This is a genomic window from Arthrobacter sp. THG-b23 (assembly GCF_059091265.1).
Map to the genome: position 1 here is coordinate 159,032 of NZ_JBNHGM010000003.1, position 16,329 is coordinate 175,360.

15 protein-coding genes are annotated in these 16,329 nt (G+C 69.4%); 9 read left to right on the forward strand and 6 right to left on the reverse strand.

Features of this window, described 5'->3' with window-relative positions; translation table 11 throughout:
* Window positions 1-64 precede the first annotated feature (64 nt).
* Both AC5RVD_RS07610 and AC5RVD_RS07615 read left to right on the forward strand, forming a co-directional pair.
* Window positions 65-1,636 carry an FAD-dependent monooxygenase gene (locus AC5RVD_RS07610; RefSeq protein WP_494126556.1) on the forward strand — a complete coding sequence of 524 codons (1,572 nt, stop codon included), beginning with the start codon at window positions 65-67 and terminating at the stop codon, window positions 1,634-1,636.
* 54 nt (window positions 1,637-1,690) lie between these two features.
* Entirely contained in the window at window positions 1,691-2,029 is a 339-nt protein-coding gene (locus AC5RVD_RS07615; protein ID WP_494126557.1) for a GYD domain-containing protein, read from the forward strand.
* Here the strand turns inward: AC5RVD_RS07615 and AC5RVD_RS07620 are convergent.
* Complete coding sequence (locus AC5RVD_RS07620; RefSeq protein ID WP_494126558.1) at window positions 2,013-3,017, reverse strand: universal stress protein; 1,005 nt, start codon at window positions 3,015-3,017, stop codon at window positions 2,013-2,015. The two genes, AC5RVD_RS07615 and AC5RVD_RS07620, sit on opposite strands and share 17 nt — an antisense overlap.
* A gap of 133 nt (window positions 3,018-3,150) precedes the next feature.
* Here AC5RVD_RS07620 and AC5RVD_RS07625 point away from each other — a divergent pair, with 133 nt between their 5' ends.
* The 3 genes from AC5RVD_RS07625 (at window position 3,151) to AC5RVD_RS07635 (ending at window position 6,459) form a co-directional block, all read left to right on the forward strand.
* Complete coding sequence (locus AC5RVD_RS07625; protein ID WP_494111731.1) at window positions 3,151-3,816, forward strand: TetR/AcrR family transcriptional regulator; 666 nt, start codon at window positions 3,151-3,153, stop codon at window positions 3,814-3,816.
* Window positions 3,817-3,901: 85 nt separating this feature from the next.
* Entirely contained in the window at window positions 3,902-4,816 is a 915-nt protein-coding gene (locus AC5RVD_RS07630; protein WP_494126559.1) for an ABC transporter ATP-binding protein, read from the forward strand.
* Entirely contained in the window at window positions 4,813-6,459 is a 1,647-nt protein-coding gene (locus AC5RVD_RS07635; protein ID WP_494126560.1) for an ABC transporter permease, read from the forward strand. Before AC5RVD_RS07630 ends, AC5RVD_RS07635 begins: the two co-directional genes overlap by 4 nt.
* Before the next feature lie 125 nt (window positions 6,460-6,584).
* On the opposite strand, the gene nhaA is transcribed toward AC5RVD_RS07635, so the two are convergent.
* On the reverse strand, window positions 6,585-7,928 hold the full coding sequence (gene nhaA, locus AC5RVD_RS07640) for a Na+/H+ antiporter NhaA (RefSeq protein WP_494126561.1): 1,344 nt from the start codon (window positions 7,926-7,928) through the stop codon (window positions 6,585-6,587).
* 103 nt (window positions 7,929-8,031) lie between these two features.
* Window positions 8,032-8,439, reverse strand: coding sequence for a hypothetical protein (locus AC5RVD_RS07645; protein WP_494111727.1), 408 nt, complete (start codon window positions 8,437-8,439; stop codon window positions 8,032-8,034).
* 360 nt (window positions 8,440-8,799) lie between these two features.
* Here AC5RVD_RS07645 and AC5RVD_RS07650 point away from each other — a divergent pair, with 360 nt between their 5' ends.
* A complete protein-coding gene (locus AC5RVD_RS07650; RefSeq protein WP_494126562.1) occupies window positions 8,800-10,404 on the forward strand; it encodes a stealth conserved region 3 domain-containing protein in 1,605 nt (534 codons plus the stop codon).
* 8 nt (window positions 10,405-10,412) lie between these two features.
* Here the strand turns inward: AC5RVD_RS07650 and AC5RVD_RS07655 are convergent, their stop codons facing one another.
* Window positions 10,413-11,327, reverse strand: coding sequence for a phosphodiesterase (locus AC5RVD_RS07655; protein WP_494111725.1), 915 nt, complete (start codon window positions 11,325-11,327; stop codon window positions 10,413-10,415).
* Between the two features lie 113 nt (window positions 11,328-11,440).
* Window positions 11,441-12,100: a pentapeptide repeat-containing protein gene (locus tag AC5RVD_RS07660; RefSeq protein ID WP_494126563.1), complete on the reverse strand. Its 660-nt coding sequence runs from the start codon at window positions 12,098-12,100 to the stop codon at window positions 11,441-11,443.
* 135 nt (window positions 12,101-12,235) lie between these two features.
* Between AC5RVD_RS07660 and AC5RVD_RS07665 the strand changes: the two genes are divergently transcribed.
* From AC5RVD_RS07665 to AC5RVD_RS07675, 3 genes are all read left to right on the forward strand, one after another.
* Window positions 12,236-13,243 (forward strand): NAD-dependent epimerase/dehydratase family protein, encoded by a 1,008-nt coding sequence (locus AC5RVD_RS07665; RefSeq protein ID WP_494126564.1) that lies wholly within the window; start codon window positions 12,236-12,238, stop codon window positions 13,241-13,243.
* Window positions 13,244-13,253: 10 nt separating this feature from the next.
* Window positions 13,254-14,078, forward strand: coding sequence for an alpha/beta fold hydrolase (locus AC5RVD_RS07670; protein ID WP_494126565.1), 825 nt, complete (start codon window positions 13,254-13,256; stop codon window positions 14,076-14,078).
* A 404-nt stretch (window positions 14,079-14,482) separates the two neighbouring features.
* Entirely contained in the window at window positions 14,483-15,244 is a 762-nt protein-coding gene (locus tag AC5RVD_RS07675) for a FadR/GntR family transcriptional regulator (RefSeq protein ID WP_494111720.1), read from the forward strand.
* On the opposite strand, the gene AC5RVD_RS07680 is transcribed toward AC5RVD_RS07675, so the two are convergent.
* On the reverse strand, window positions 15,228-16,283 hold the full coding sequence (locus AC5RVD_RS07680; protein WP_494111719.1) for an L-idonate 5-dehydrogenase: 1,056 nt from the start codon (window positions 16,281-16,283) through the stop codon (window positions 15,228-15,230). The two genes, AC5RVD_RS07675 and AC5RVD_RS07680, sit on opposite strands and share 17 nt — an antisense overlap.
* Window positions 16,284-16,329: the final 46 nt, after the last annotated feature.

Consider the following 16,329-nt stretch of genomic DNA (forward strand, 5'->3'; position numbering starts at 1 on the left):
CCCTGCCGATGCCCCCTGCCGCTGCTCCCGAGCCAGCGGTAATCTCGGAGGAGGAGGTACCGCCATGGCAGCCGAACTCCAAACCGATGTGCTGATTGTCGGGGCAGGTCCCACCGGCCTGATGCTCGCCAACTGGCTGGCCAAGCTGGGCGTCAACTACATCCTCACGGACGGCAAATCGGGACCCACGAGGGAATCCCGGGCCCTCGGGGTTCAGGCGCGCAGCATGGAAATTTACGACCAGCTGGGCGTCGCCGACACCGTCATGGCCGAAGGCGTCCTCGCCGAAGCGGTGGTCATCGGCTTCGGCACGAAGCCGCGCGGCAGGGTCCCGCTGGGCCGGATGGGCCGCGGGATCACACCTTTCCCGGGCATCATGTTCTACGAACAAAGCAAGAACGAGGAGTTGCTGCTCAAGAACCTGCACGCACTCGGCGGCGAGGTGCTGTGGGACTGCCGGCTGGGCGCCCTGGACATCGCGGACGGCAGCCACCCGGACCACCCCGTCAGGGCCCAGCTGACGGGCCCACGGGGCGAGGCGTCTGTCCGCGCCCGCTACTGCGTGGGCACCGACGGTGCCTCGTCAACCGTGCGGACCAGCCGTGGCATCGGGTTTGTAGGCTCCACCAGTCCGCACACCTTCTTTGTCAATGACGCCACCGAGGTCCGCGGCCTGTTCGGCGACGTGGTCAATATCCGCGCGGGCGTGGACGAGTTCCTGCTGGCATTTCCCATGAGCGGTCCCGGCCACCTCCGGTTGATCGGCGTGGTCCGCGATCCGGAGGGCGGCCCGCAGGGGCGGGTTAACGACGTCGGTGCGGACGTCTCCGAGGAGCCCCTCCGGGAGCGCTTGGCCCAGAAGTTCGACGTCAGCTACGGCGCCTCGAACTGGTTCTCCACCTACCGCGTGCATCACCGGATCGCCGCCCAGTTCCGCAACGGCCCGGTCTTCCTGGCCGGGGACGCGGCACATGTCCATTCCCCGGTGGGTGCCCAGGGCATGAACACCGGCCTGCAGGACGCCCACAACCTGGCCTTCAAGTTCGCCGATGTCCTCGCCGGCCGGGCCGCGGACTCCTATTTGGACCGTTACGAGGCCGAACGGCGGCCGGTCGCGGTGCGGCTGCTGCAAAGCACGGACCGGGTATTCGCGTTCATCACATCGACGGCGCCCTGGGCGCTGGCCGCCCGGAGGTCGGTGCTGCCGTTCCTCATCCCCGTGGTGGCGCGGCTGGTGCCGCGGTCCTTCGGTGCCTCCCGGCTGTTTGGCTATATATCGCAGACCCGGATCCATTACTGGATGGCCCCGGGTGCCAAGGAAGCGGCACGGGGCCGGCGGGGCCGAGTGGTGGGACGGCGGCTGCCGTACACCGGCAGCAACTTCGACGTCCTGCGCAGCCTTCAGTGGCAGGTTCACTCGTACGGCGACCCGGGCGCCGTCGTCGTCAATCATGTGGAGGCAGCGCTGGGGCTGACGCTGCACGTGCTGCCGCGGAACGGGAACAAGAGGCTCGATCCTGAGCAGCTGTACCTGGTGCGGCCTGACGGCTTCGTGGCAGCGCAGTCCCTGCCCAGCCACGCCGTGGCCACGTTCGCCCAGGCGCTGCGGCGCGGACGCCGTTCTGCCAAGGTGTGAGCCAACGTCTGCTCCGCACCCATCCAGGGCCGGACACGTTCGAAAGGAAAGCCGATGGTGCTGTATCTATCGAAGTTCAGCTACACCCCGGAGACCTGGGCCAGGATGATCAACAACCCTGAGGACCGGGGGAAAGCGGCCAAGGCCTACATCGAATCCGTCGGCGGAAAACTGCACGGCTTCTGGTACGCCTTCGGCGCGCATGACGGCTACAGCGTGTGGGAGGCCCCGAACAACGTCTCCATGGCCGCCGTCGCCCTGGCCATCAGCGGGGGCGGTGCGCTGAGCTCCTTCGAAACAACCGTGCTGCTGACCGTCGATGAAACCATCGACGCCCTGCGAATGGCCGGAGAGGTCCGCTACCGGGCTCCCGGCGTCACGGATTCCGGCTAACCGCCACGCCCTTGGGCACCACCATCATGGGGCAGAGGCCATGGTGCAGCACCGCCTGGCTGACCGACCCCAGCAGCAGGCCCGGGAATCCGCCGTGGCCGCGCGTGCCGAGCACCATCAGTTGGGCCGTGCGGGTGGCGTGGACCAGGACTTCCGCGGGCTTGGCCAGATAGAAGTTCCAGCTCGCGTCCAGATCCGGGTACTGGCCTCGGACCTCCCGCAGCGGGCCGTCCAGCTCTGCGGCGACTTCCTCGCGGAACCGGTGCGCCCCTTCGGCGTGGTCCAGCCAGACCGAATCGCGGTAGAAGGGCGCCCGGGACGAAAGCATCCGCAGCGGCACGGCACGCCGGCTGGCTATTTCGGCCGCCGCCCACAGGGCGGGATTCGAGCTGCCCGACTGGTCGACGCCGACCACCACCTGCCCGGCGTAGCTGAACTTTTCGGAGGCATCCGGCGGATGCAGCCCCCGGTCCGTCCCCTCCCGCAGCGACGGCAGCAGCCAGGGCACCGGCCCGTCGGGCAGTTCGGCGGCGGCATCGCGGGAGACCTCCGCGGCCGTCGCGCCCGGTTTCCAGCGCTGCGGCACCACCACCGTGGGGCAGGCGCCGTGGGCCGCCAGGCCGGAGGATACACTGCCCAGCAACCGGCCCGCGAAGCCCCCGCGGCCACGCTTGCCCACCACGGCCAGTCCGGCGGAGGCGGACTCGTCCACCAATACTTCGCTCGGGTCCCCGGCCATGACGTGCCCTTCGGCCTGGAGCCCCAGCGCTCCCGCGCGGTCGAGCGCTGCCTGCAGCACCCCTTCCCCGCCGCGCCGGGCGGAGGCCAGATACTGGTGGTCCACCTCCGGATCGTCCACGCCCGCGGTTGAAACGACGGTGACCAGCCGCACCGGCCATCCGCGGGACTGGGCCTCGAACAACCCCCAGTCCAGTGCCCGGGCGCTGGGTTCCGAGCCGTCGAACCCCACCAGGACGACCTCTTCCATGCCTCCACCCTAGGGGACGGCGGCGCCGCTGAGTAGGGCCGCGAGGGATGACGGAGGCCGCGCGGGGAAGCCGGCCACCGGCGGCCGGACCCGACCATTGCCACGGGCTGAACACAGGTTTAGACTGCTGAACATGCGTTCAGCAGCGCCGGAGGCTGCGGCCGTACCCAGCGATTTCACCGCCCGGGCCCGGGTCCGGGACACTGCCATCGTGTTGTTCGGCAGCCGTGGTTTTCGCGTGGGCGTCCGCGCCATCGCGGACGCGGCAGGGGTCAGCCCGGCGCTGATCCTGCACCACTTCGGTTCCAAAGACGGCCTGCGGGCGGCCTGTGACGAGTACGTGTTGGCAAAGATCGGCACGTACAAGCAACAGGCCGTCGAACCCGGCTCGCCCACGCAATTGCTGGCGGCCATGGCGGAGCTGGAGGAAACGGCGCCGCTGGTCGGCTACGCCTTGCGGAGCCTGCAGTCCGGCGGCGATCTGGCCCAGTCCTTCATCGAGCACTTCGCCGCCGACGCCGAGGCCTGGCTGGCCCAGGGCGTCGCCGCCGGCACCATCCACCCGTCCGTCGACGAGAAGGCCCGCGCCCGCTACCTGACGATTCAGGGATTCGGTGCCATGCTGCTGGACCTGACGCTTTACCCGCCGGAGGATCCAACCGATTTCTCCGGCATCATGCGCGGCTACCTGGAGCGGCACGGCCTGCCCAATGTGGAGCTCTACACCCAGGGCTTGATGACCAACCGCGACATGCTCGACGCCTACCTGATGTATCTGAAGGACCCGCCCGCTTCCTGACCATCCACCTTTTTTGTGTTCCGTCCGCGCCTCGCGCACCCCGCAGTTTCTTCGATGTTCCGCCCCCTGAAACAGGTGGTTTTCCATGTCCGCAGTGATCGACCTGAACCAGGTGGACAAGGCCTTCGGCTCCGTCCGCGCCCTGGACAAGCTCAACCTGGTGCTGGAACCCGGCGAGGTCCACGGCTTCCTCGGCCCCAACGGCGCCGGGAAGTCCACCACCATCCGCATCATTCTCGGCCTGCTGAAGGCCGACGCCGGAACCGTCCGGCTCTTCGGCGAGGACCCGTGGTCACGCGCGGTGCCCCTGCACAGCCGGCTGGCATACGTTCCCGGCGACGTCAGCCTCTGGCCCAAGCTCACCGGCGGCGAGGCGATCGACCTGTTTGCCGGCCTCCGCGGCGGGATCGACCGCAGACTCAAGGCGGACCTCTTGGAACGCTTCCAACTGGATCCCACCAAGAAGACCCGCTCCTACTCCAAGGGCAACCGGCAGAAGGTCGCGCTCGTCGCCGCCTTGGCCAGCGACGTCGAGCTTCTGGTCTTGGACGAGCCCACGTCCGGCCTGGACCCGCTGATGGAACTGGAATTCCAGCAGTGCATCCGCGAGTCCAAGGACGCCGGCAAGACCGTGTTGCTCTCCAGCCACATCCTGGCCGAGGTCGAGGCCTTGTGCGACAGGGTCACCATCATCCGGGCCGGCCGCGCCGTCCAAACCGGTTCGCTCGCCGAGCTGAGGCACCTGCGGCGCACCGCCGTCGCCGTGGTGGCCGACGGCGATGCCACCGTGGTGGGCAGCCTCACCGGCGTGCATGACGTCCGGCGGGACAACGAGCACGTGCACTTCACCGTTGACGAAGCCGCGCTGCCCGCGGCGTTGGCGGCCCTGCTGCCGCTGGGCGTCCGCAGCCTGACCAGCACGCCTCCGACGCTGGAGGAATTGTTCGTCCACCAGTACGGCCCCGACGAACGGGCGGCGGCCGAAAGCGGCAGGTCATGAGCACCGCGACCGCGGCGCCGCGGACGTCCCGGGCGCACAGCTCACGGAATCAGGCACTGGCCGGGACCGGCCGGCTGCTCCGGTTGGCGCTGCGACTGGACCGGGTGCGGATCCCCGTCTGGGCGCTGGCCATCGGCGGGTTCATCAGCTACTTCGCGTTGGTGCTGCCCCAGGTCTACGTAGACCAGGCGGCATGGCAAAGCCGGGCGGCGATCATGCAGGACCCGTCCGGCGCCCTGCTGGCCGGCCCCGGGTACGGCTTGGAGAGCTACGGCCTGGGCCCGATGCTGGCCAACGAAGTACTGGGGATGCTGGCGGTCGCCACCGCGCTGATGTCCGTCTTCTCGGTGGTCCGGCACACCCGGGCCAATGAAGAAGCCGGACGGGCCGAGCTCATCCTGGCCGGGCCCGTGGGACGACGCGCGCCGCTGACCGCCGCGCTGATGGTCATGCTGCTCACCAACCTGGCGGTGGCAGCGGCCTTGTTCGCCGCGCTGGTGGCCAACGGGCTCGCGGCAGTTGATTCACTGGCGATGGCGGCCGGCGCGGCGCTGGTCGGGATCGTCTTCGGCGCGGTGGCGGCGCTGACCGCGCAGCTGAGTGAACATGCGCGGACAGCCACCGGCATGGCCGGGGCGCTGCTGGGCCTGGCGTACATCCTCCGCGGTGTGGGCGATGCCCAGGCGCTGGGCGGCAGCGCGTTGTCGTGGCTCTCCCCCATCGGTTGGATCCAGCAGACGCGCTCCTATGTCGAGCTGCGCTGGTGGCCGTTGCTGCTGTGCCTGGCGCTGGCGGCAGCGCTGGTGCCGGCCGCGTATCTGCTGCAGGGCCGTCGCGACCTCGCCGCCGGGCTGGTGCCCGCCCGCCGGGGCCGCGCCGATGCCACCCCGCTGCTGGTGCGGCTGCCGGGGCTGTTCCTGCGCTTGGAGCGCGGCAGCATCATCAGCTGGTGCCTCGGCCTGTTCGTCTTCGCCGTTCTGACCGGATCCCTGGCCCAGGCGGTGGTGGACAGTTACGAATCACAGCCCCAGCTGGCCGCGGTGCTGGGCCTGGGCGACAGTTCCGACTTCCTCCGCACGGCCCTGGCGGCGTTCCTGAAGTATTTCGCCATGGCTGTGGCCGTGTTCGCCGTGATCTCCATGGGTCGGTTGGGCAGGGAAGAGTCCGAGGGCCGCACCGGGGCCGTGCTCGCGGCCTCGGTCGGGCGGGCGCAGTGGATCCTGGGCGCGCTGCTGGTCACGGCGCTGGCCTCGGCGCTGATGCTCGTTGTCTCCGGATTGGGCCTGGCCTTGGGCGCCCTGTCGGCGGTCGGCGACGGTTCGATCATCGCGGACTTCGCTGCCGCCGGGCTGGTCTTCCTGCCCTTGATCCTGTGTTTCGCCGGCGCCGGTGCCCTCGCCTACGGGCTGCGCAGCGGCACCTGGTGGGTTTGGGTCCTGCTGATCGCTGCGCTGCTGGTGGGCATGTACGGGGCGGTGCTCAACCTGCCTCAGGCGATGCTTGACGCCGAGCCGTTCGGACTGGTCCCGCGGGTACCGGCGGAGGACCTGGACGCGCTGCCGCTGGCCTGGATGTCGGCAGTCGCGTTGCTGCTCATCGGCGGCGGGACGCTGGCCTTCCGGCGCCGGGATCTGGAGGCCTGACGGCCCTCAAAGGAGCCGCCGCAAACCGGGTATGGCCGTGCCAGCGCGGCCGCGGGCCGGTGTGGCCACGCCGGCGCGGCGGGGCCGATGGGAAGCCGCGCCGGCGGGGCCGCAAGCCGGTGCGGCTATGTCGTGCCGTCCTGGTAGACGTCCGGAATGCCGTCGTTGTCCGCGTCGACCTGTTCCTCGGCCTGGATGCGCCGGTAATGCCGGTTGCGGGCGCGCAATACCACCGCCGCCACCAACGCGGCCAGCAGGGACGCCGCGAGAATCGCCACCTTGGCGTGGTCGTTGGCCGGCGTGCCGAGCCCGAAGCTGAGCTCGGCCACCAGCAGGGAGACGGTGAAGCCGATGCCGGCCAGCATGGAGATGCCCAACAGGTCGACCCACTTCATCGACTTGTCCAGCTCCGCCCGGGTCAGCTTGCTCATCAGCCACGTGGTACCGACGATGCCGATCGGCTTGCCGAGCACCAGTCCGGCGATAACGCCGACCGCCACCGGATCGCCGAGGGCCGAGACAAACCCATCAACCCCACCCACGGCGACGCCGGCGGAGAAGAACGCGAAGACCGGGACCGCGAAGCCAGCGGAAACGGGCCGGACCCGGTGTTCGAAGATCTCGGCGAGCCCCGGTCCCGCTTCCGGTCCGCCGCTGGCCTTGCTGCGCAATACCGGGACGGTGAAGCCGAGCACCACGCCCGCGATGGTGGCGTGGATGCCGGAGGCATGGACCAGGACCCAGGCCACGATGCCGATGGGCAACAGGATCGCCCACAAAGCCACCTGATGCTTCCCGAAGAACCTGCGGAACTTCTGGGCCAGGAAGGCGTAGAGCGCGATGGGGATCAGGGCCAGCAGCAGTGCCGGTACCTCGATCTCGCTGGTGTAGACGAACGCAATGATGGCGATGGCGATGAGGTCGTCCACCACGGCCAGCGTCAGCAGGAAAATCCGCAGCGCGCTGGGCAGGTGCGACCCGATGACGGCCAGGACCGCCACCGCAAAGGCGATGTCCGTCGCCGTGGGGATGGCCCAGCCGCGGATGGTCTCCGGACTGCCCCAGTTGATGGCTGCGTAGATGACAGCGGGAACAACCACACCGCCAACGGCGGCCGCGACCGGCACCATGGCCTTCCGCGGGCTGCTGAGATCCCCCGCGACGAACTCGCGTTTGAGCTCCAGCCCCACCAGGAAGAAGAACACCGCCAGCAGCCCGTCGGCGGCCCAAGCCCCCAGGCTCAGCTCCAGGTGCCAGGGCTCGTAGCCTACGGTGAAGTCGCGCAGGGCGAAGTAGCTGTCTGCGGCGGGCGAGTTTGCCCAGATCAGGGCGATGACGGCGGCGGCCACCAGCAGGGCCCCGCCGACCGTTTCCTTCCGCAGGATCTCGCCGATTCGCAGTGCTTCGGCATAACTTCCGCGTCCCAATACCTTGGGTTTGGCGGACCTTTCAGGGGTCTTGGCGGCCACAGCGGCTCCTCACGGGTCGACAACAGAACTTGCCGACCAGACTTCCCGGCGCACCGGTTTTCCACCCTACCCGCGCATGCGGCGAGAGCAAAAGCCGGCCCCGCTAGCCCCCGGCCAGGACCATGGCCAGCAGCCCGACGACGGCGGACAGCAGGCCGACGGCGGTCAGGATTTTGCCCAGCAGCAAGACGATCCGGCCCGGTCGCTCCGGTTCGGATACCTGCCAGCGGTCGGGCCGCCGTGCGTCGTAGTAGACCAGCACGTCCGACCCGGCGGCCACCTCGGCGCCCGTTCCGGTCGGAAAGACGCCTTCCAGGAAACCGTGCCGGGTGTCGAACCAGCGCACCCCGCGGCGCCGGCCGTCGTCGAACGCGACGCCGTCGGCGCTGTGCCAGCGGGTCCCGGCCAGGCGCAGCACCGCTGCCACGAACAGCAACAGCAGGCCGGGGACCAGGGCAGCCCACGTCAGCACTTCGGACACCAGTCCGATCGACGCGGCAAGATCTGGCATGCACAGATCGTATGCCACCTTGGTCATGCAGCGGGGAAAATGCTGCTGAACTTTGCGCGGCCGGGAGCGTCAAGACAACGACGGCGGAGCCGGCAGGCGGCGGACCCCCCACCCGGCAGACGGCAGGCCCTGCCACGGTGTCGCACGGGACAGGTTTTTGCCGACCGGTCGCGTCTTTGCGCCGCGGGCAGGCGCAACTGCATGTACCGTCAAAGGGTGGCCTGCCGCGGACGATCCGCGGCAGCCCTCATTTCGTTACGGCAGCGCCTGTAACGCCCGACCACCCACGTTCTACCATTGGTGGCATCAGCCCTTTGACCGGCTGGCCCCACCATTCTCCGGAGGTTTTTTGTGACCAGCATGCCTGCTGTGCAGGACGCGTTCTACGCCGAGCCCGAACCCGACCTCGCACCCGAGTCGACGGTCGAGATTGCCTCGCCCGCCGCCGTCGTGCGCCTCACGGAGCGCCCCGACGTGGTCATGGTCAAGGGCGGTTACGCACTGGTCAACACCACCCTGACGCCGCACCAGGCAATGGTGGAGGACCTGCTGTTTGTCCGCAGGGTGCTGGACGAGGCGCAGATTCCCTACCTGCTGGTGCGCGGCAACGATGCCCGTCCGGTGGTGGCGGTGAACTGGGAGAAGCGCGACGAGCTGCGCGCGGCGCTGGTGGCCGCCTGCGCCGATGAGCCGTTCTACTCGCTGACCGTGGACGCGAAGAAAAAAACGGCCAGGCTGGTGGCCGACGGTGAGCTCGCCGACGGCGACCAGGCGCGCGCCTTCCGGCTGTACCGGCCCCGGATCGAGCCGACCGGCGGGCTGCGGTACGGCCAGGGCACGGGTGTGCAGGTGGAGCTGTGGCGGTGGGAGAACGATCTGATCCACTTGCCGATCGAGAACTCGCTGACGCGCCGCACCCTGCCGGCCGGGGAGGCAGTGCGCGGCGAAGTGGAGCGCTTCGGGCACCGCTGGCCCACCATCGAGAACATGTTCGCCGACCACGCCACGGACATCGACTTCGAAATCGACATCGTCTTCTCCTGGGTGGACGGGAACAATTCGGAGTACCGTCGCTACCGGAACAGCTTCATGGAGCACGCCGTGGTGGGTGAGGGCGACGACGCCGATGCCCGTTTCCGCCAGATCGACGAACTGCGGTACGCGCTGCGCTCGGTCTACATGTTCGCGCCCTGGATCCGGCGCATCTTCATCTGCACGGACTCGCCGCTGCCGGCGTGGCTGGACGCGGAGCACCCGGACATCCAGGTGGTGCGCAGCGAGCAGCATTTCCGCGATCCCTCGGTGCTGCCGGTGTTCAACTCGCAGGCGATCGAGGCGCAGCTGCAGCACATCGACGGACTGGGCGAGCACTTCCTGTACTCGAATGACGACATGTTCTTCGGGCGGCCGGTGGGGCCGGACATGTTCTTCTCCCCCGGCGGCATCACCAAGTTCGTGGAGGCAGACACCCGGATCGGGCTCGGCGACAACCACCTGGACCGTTCCGGTTTCGAGAATGCCGCCCGGGTAAACCGCAGGCTGCTGCACGACCGCTTCGGCAGAATCACCACCCGGCACCTGGAGCACTGTGCCGCGCCGCTGCGCAAATCCGTGATGCTGGAAATGGAGGAAGAATTCGCCGAGGAGTTCAAGACGACGGCGGCCAGCCGCTTCCGGGCCAAGGACAACATCTCGGTGACCAACTCGCTCTACCACTACTACGCGCTGCTGACCGGCCGCGCGGTGACCAACCCCGGCGCCAAGGTCACGTACGTGGACACCACCATGTACTCGGGCCTGAAGCAGCTGGAAAAACTGCTGCAGAAGCGGAACAAGGACTTCTTCTGCCTCAACGACGGCAGCTTCCCGGAGGTCCCGGCCGAGGAACGCCAGCGGGTGGTCACGGACTTCCTGGCCCGCTACTTCCCGCTCCGTGCGCCGTGGGAGAAACCGCCGACGTCGTAACTTCCCGGTCAGTGGTGCGCCGGCACCCGGCCCGGCCGCACTGCGTCGGGAATGCTGACGGCGGCGGCCTCGAGCAGCTGCCTGGTCTGCTCCGCGGTGACCTGGCGGCCCACCGGCAGGCCTCCGCGCGCCGGAACCACCGAATGGACCACGGTCTCCTCGTAGACGTGGACCATGTTGTAGGCCTGCGCGGCATCGCGGCCGCGGGTGCTGCCCGCGTCGGCGGCGAGATCCTGGGTGTAGCACGTGGCGGAGGCAACGGACACCGGGATGCCGGCAACCGTGGCCGTGGTGGAGTAATGCAGGTGGCCGGCGATGATCGACTTCACGTCGCTGCCCCGCAGCACCTCGGCCAGTTCGGCCTGGCCGCGCAGTTCCACCAGCACGGACAGGTCCTGCACACTCGGCACCGGCGGGTGGTGCATGGCCAGGATGGTCCCGTGCGGCGCAGGTTCGGCCAACTCGTCGGCCAGCCACTGGAGCTGCTCGTCCTCCAGCCGGCCGTAGTGCGCCCCGGGCACGGTTGAGTCCAGGGTCATCACGCGCAGGCCGTTGACGTCGTAGACCCGGTCCAGCGGCTCGGAGCCGCCGGGCTCGTCCAAAAGCATGGTTTTCAGCCCGGCACGGTCGTCGTGGTTGCCCATCGCCCAGATCACCTGGGCTCCCAGCCGGACAGCTGCCGGTTCGACGATCCGGCGGAGTTTTCCGTAGGCTTCCGGTTCGCCCTTGTCGGCCAGATCGCCGGTAAATACCAGGGCTTCGGGCCGGGAGCCGGAGTCTTCCAGATCCTCGAAGATCTTCTCCAGCTTCGCCTCGCTGTCCACCGCCCCGTACAGCCTGCCGTCGCCGCCCACTAAATGGGTGTCGCTGATGTGAAGTAAGAAATGGTTTGGCCGTGGATGCTCGGCCTGACGGAAGTCCATCATCTACCTTCTGTTGTTCGCCGGACGCGTGCTGTCCAGTCCACTACAGACCATCCAAACAGAAAAAAGCTGAACTGTGGATTAATTCGGTGCGGCAATTCCGTATATTGCGGCTAAGTTTTTTCCACGACCCCAAAATGGGCGGCGAACAGCGGGGCGAGTTCACTGATCTGGGTGGGCGTCATTGCCGCGCCGCGCAGGCCTTCCAGCCCAGCCAGTTCGCGAATCTCCAGGCCGCGCAGGTCCACGTGCTTTAGCTTCGCCCCGGTCAGGTCGAGCCGGCGGACCCGGCTGTCTTCAAAGGCCACCCTGCGACCGGTCGCGCCGCCCAGATCCAGTTCGTCCAGGATGCAGCCGGCAAACACGACGTCCTGAAGTTCGGCTCCGCGCAGATTCACATACCCAAGTTTGCAGTTGCGGAATTCCACCGACTCCCACTCGGATTCGTAAACTTCGGCCGAGCCGAGGCGTGAACCGCCGATCACCACTCGCCGGAAGCGCGAGCGCGGCGCACTGAACTCCGGGGCATTCAGCCGCTCGAATGTTACGTCCACCAAACTGGCAGAACGCAGGTCCAGACTGTCCGCGGAAACATCCAGGAATTCGCACTCCGTTAAGGACGCACCGGCCAGCCGGAGGCCGTCCGCTCCCGCACCGGCAAACCGCTTCCCTGCCACGCGGGCCTCAGGAACCAAGGCTGTTGCCTGCCCGGGAGACAGATCCCCCAGGTCCGGTGGGTCGAGGCGCGGCATGAAGTCGTCGGGTTTAGCCATCTACGGAGCATAGACGCAGTTCCGGACCCAGGGCGCCCGGCCAAAAGGAGGTCCGGACACGAATTCGGGCGGTTCTCGCTGCTTTGGGCGAACAACCGGTGCCCAAAGTCCCTGGGACGGTGTTCCATGGGCAGCATGCATCTACTCGTCCTGGGCGGCACGGCCTGGTTGGGACACGAAACCGCCGCCGCGGCGCTGCGCCGCGGCCACCGGGTCACCTGCCTCGCCCGCGGAACATCGGGGCCCGCTCCGCCCGGGGCGCGGCTGGTCCGCGCCGACCGGGACGCCCCGGACAGCTTGGACAAGGTCGCGGGCCAGCACTGGGATGCCGTGCTCGATGTCTCCCGGCAGCCGGGCCAGGTGGGCCGCGCCGCGGCCGCGCTGGCTGGCACGGCGGAGCACTTTGTTTTCGTGTCCTCCTGCAGCGTCTACGCCGACCCCGGCACCCCGGGCGCCGACGAAACCGCCCGGCTGCTGCCGCCCTTGGCCTCGGACGTGATGACGTCTCCGGACGTCTACGGCGAGGCGAAGGCCGCCTGCGAGCAGGCGGTGCGGCAGGTCTTCGGCCCCGACCGCAGCCTGATCGTCCGACCGGGCCTGATCGCCGGTCCGGGCGATATCACCGACCGCACCGGTTACTGGCCCCTGCGCTTCGCCCGGCCCGTGGCCGAGGACGGCGCCGTGCTGGTTCCCGACGCGCCGGAGTTGGGCGCCCAAGTCATCGACGTTAGGGACCTCGCCGCCTGGCTCATCGCCGCAGCCGAACAGCAACTGGCCGGCGAGTTCAACGCGGTGGGCGACGCGCTTCCGTTGGCCGGGCACCTGGAAACCGCGCGCAGGGTCGCGGGCCATACCGGGCCGGTCCTGTCCCTGGGCCAGGAGGAACTGTCAGCGGCCGGCGTCAACCCCTGGGCCGGCGAGTGCTCCCTGCCGCTCTGGCTGCCGCTGCCCGATTTCGCCGGCTTCGCCTCCCGCAGCAACGCCGCCGCCAAGGCAGCCGGCCTGGCCTTGCGCCCGCTGCAGGACACGCTGGCAGACACCTTGGCGTGGGAGCTGGCGGCCGGCGCCGACCGTCCGCGTAAGTCCGGCCTGGCGCCGGACGACGAGCGCCGGCTGCTGGCCACCGCGCACCCCCGCTCCTGAGGGTCCGGCCATGCACCCCCGCCAACGCTGCGCCCGTCTCGCCAACGGACTCCGCCTCGCGTATGCCGAGTCCGGCTCCCGCAACGGCACCCCGGTTCTGCTGGTTCCCGGCTACGGGGATTCCTGGCGGTTCTGGGTCCCGCTCTTCGGCCGGTTACCGGAATCGCTCCGGCTGATAGCGCTCAGCCCCCGCGGGCACGGCGATTCGGACAAGCCCCCCACAGGCTACCGGCTGGAGGATTTCAGCAACGACCTTGGCGACTTCCTGGACGCCCTGGCCGTCCCACGCGCCGCGATCGCCGGCCATTCCAGCGGCGGCTATGTCGCGCGGCGTTTCGCCGTCGACCAGCCCGGGCGGGTCCGGGCCCTCATGCTCATCGGCTCCCCGCTGAGCCTGCACCAGCGACGCGCGCCCTTCGCCCCCACCATCGAGGCGTTCCGCGATCCCATCCACCCCGCCAACGTCCGCGCCTTCGTGGAGTCCTTCACTCTGCTGGCCGACCCCGGGCCGTCCGGGAGGCGGTGCTGGCAGACGCGCTCAAAATTCCCGCCCGCGTCTGGCAGCAGACGCTGGCCGGCCTCGCCGACGCCGCACCCCCGCCACCGGAGGCCGTCAGGGCACCGGCCCTCGTGGTGTGGGGCGACGACGACGACCTGCTCGGCGCCGCCGAGCAGAACGTGCTCGCCGATGCCATCCCTTCCGCCCGGCGCAACCACTACCCCCGGGCCGGGCACACGGTCCTCTGGGACGCCCCCGACCGTGTCGCCGAGGACTTGCTGGCCCTCATCGAGGACAGCGGGAACGATCCTTGAGACGCCCGGGACACAGTTGTAGCGTGGCAGGCAGCAGGCCTACCGTACCGCTGCCCAAGGAGGCACGCCGTGACAATTCCACCGCCGCCGGAGCCGGCACACGACCCGAACGAGCCGGGGCCCAGGCATCCGTTCCCGCCGGAGCCGAACCCGGATCCCTTCGCGCCGCCCACGCCCGAACGGCCGGAGCCGAACCCGGATCCCTACGCGCCGCCCACGCCCGAACGGCCGGAGCCGCCGCCGGACCCGGGGCCACAGCCCCTTCCGCCGCAACCGCAGCCCGGCCCCTTCCCCGACCCGGGGCCGATCCTTCCGCCGCGAAGGCCCTAGATCCTGCCGGTTGGCCCCGGCTACGTCCGCAACACAGCCGGGTGCGCTCGCCGGGCCCCCATAGAATGAACGCGTGACCGCTATCCTTCTGCGCGCATGAGTTCGCGCCTGCACAGCCTCGTCATCGAGACGCTCGGCAAGCGCATCGTCTCCGGTGATCTGACGGCGGGTGCCACCGCGCATGCCGGGCAGTTCGAGGCCGAGCTCGGCGTTTCCCGTTCCGTGATGCGCGAGGCCGTGCGCGTGCTGCAGTCGCTGGGGCTCGTTGAGTCGGTCAAGCGCATCGGCATCCGCGTCCTGCCGCCGGAGCACTGGAACAAGTTCGACCCCTCGGTGATCCGGTGGCGCCTGGCCGGGGAGGGAAAGGGCGTCCAGCTGCGCTCGCTGACCGAGCTGCGCTCCGCCGTCGAGCCGGCTGCCGCCGAGCTGGCCGCGCAGCATTCGCCGCAGGAGATGTCGGCGGAACTCATGGCCGTCGCGGCGAGGATGCGGGCGGTGGGACGGGCCGGGGACCTGCAGCAGTTCCTGGAGCTGGACATCCACTACCACACGCTGGTGCTGGCAGCCTCCGGCAACGAGATGTTCGCGCAGATGCACTCGATGATCGCCGAAGTGCTGCGTGGCCGCACCGATTACGGGCTGATGCCCGCACACCCGCACGAAGAAGCGCTGCAATTGCACGTCGACGTCGCGGACGCCATCCAGTCCGGCCGCCCGGAAGCGGCCCGGGCGGCCATGGACCAGATCATGCGGCGGACGGTCGAGGAAGTACGCAGCGTCTGGGAGTCCGAGCCGCGACTGTTCGAAGCCGCCGGCGCCACCGTGCCTGCCGCCCCGGCGGCTACTCCGCGTCGCTGAACCGCAGCAGCACCTTGCCGCTCTGCGACGAGTCCCGCGCCATGCCGAACGCCTCCAGGGCGTCGGCCGCGGCGTATTCGTGCGTCATCACGGGGTCCGCGTAGAGCGATCCGTCGGCCAGCGCCGCGATCACTTCATCGATCTCGTCGTTGAAGCGGAACGAACCCACCAGCTCCAGCTCGCGGGTGATCGCCAGCGAGATCAGCGCCGGCTGCTCACCCGAGGGCAGCAGTCCCACCATCACCACGCGGCCGCCGCGGGCCGCACCGCGCACGGCCGACGCCAAGCCGTGATGGTTGCCGGACGACTCCAGGCAGATGTCTGCTTCGACCCCGGCGATCGCCTCGGCATCGGTCGCCAGCAGCGTGCGGCTGGCACCCACTTCACGGGCGATGTCCAGCGGCTTTTCGTGCATGTCGACGGCGACGATCTCGGCCGCGCCGGCCCGCTTTAGCACCGCTATAATCAGGGCGCCGATCGGGCCGCAGCCGATGACCAGCACGCGCTTGCCGGCCACGTCTCCGGCGCGCGCGACGGCATGCCAGGCCACGCTGGCCGGCTCCACCAGGGCGGCCCGCCGCAGCGGGAGTTTGGCGGGCAGCTCCCGCAGCATCCGCGTGGGCAGGTTGACGTAGCGGGCGAACGCGCCTTCGGTGTGCGGGAAACGTGCGGCGCTGCCCAGGTAGGTGCAGCCCGGCGAGAGGTTCGGGCGGTCCTCCGGATACCTGGATCCGTCACCCGGTCCGGGCGTCGCCGGATGCACGGCGACGGCGGTGCCCGCAGCCGGTCCGCTGCCATCGGCGGCGGCCGCTGCCACGGTACCCACCACTTCGTGGCCCAGCAGCATCGGCGCTTTCAGGATGGACTCGCCGGCAGCGCCGTGCTGCCAGTAGTGCAGGTCGGACCCGCAGATGCCGCCGTAGGCAATCTCGACCACGGCTTCGTCGGGCCCGGCCGGCGCGAGCGCGACCGGTTCGACCCGCAGGTCACCGGCCGCGTGGGCCACAACGCCGAGGGACTGTGCTGGGAGGGAGGTCATGGAAACTGCCTTTCGATGGTGCTGCAAAACGACGACGGCGGTGCGC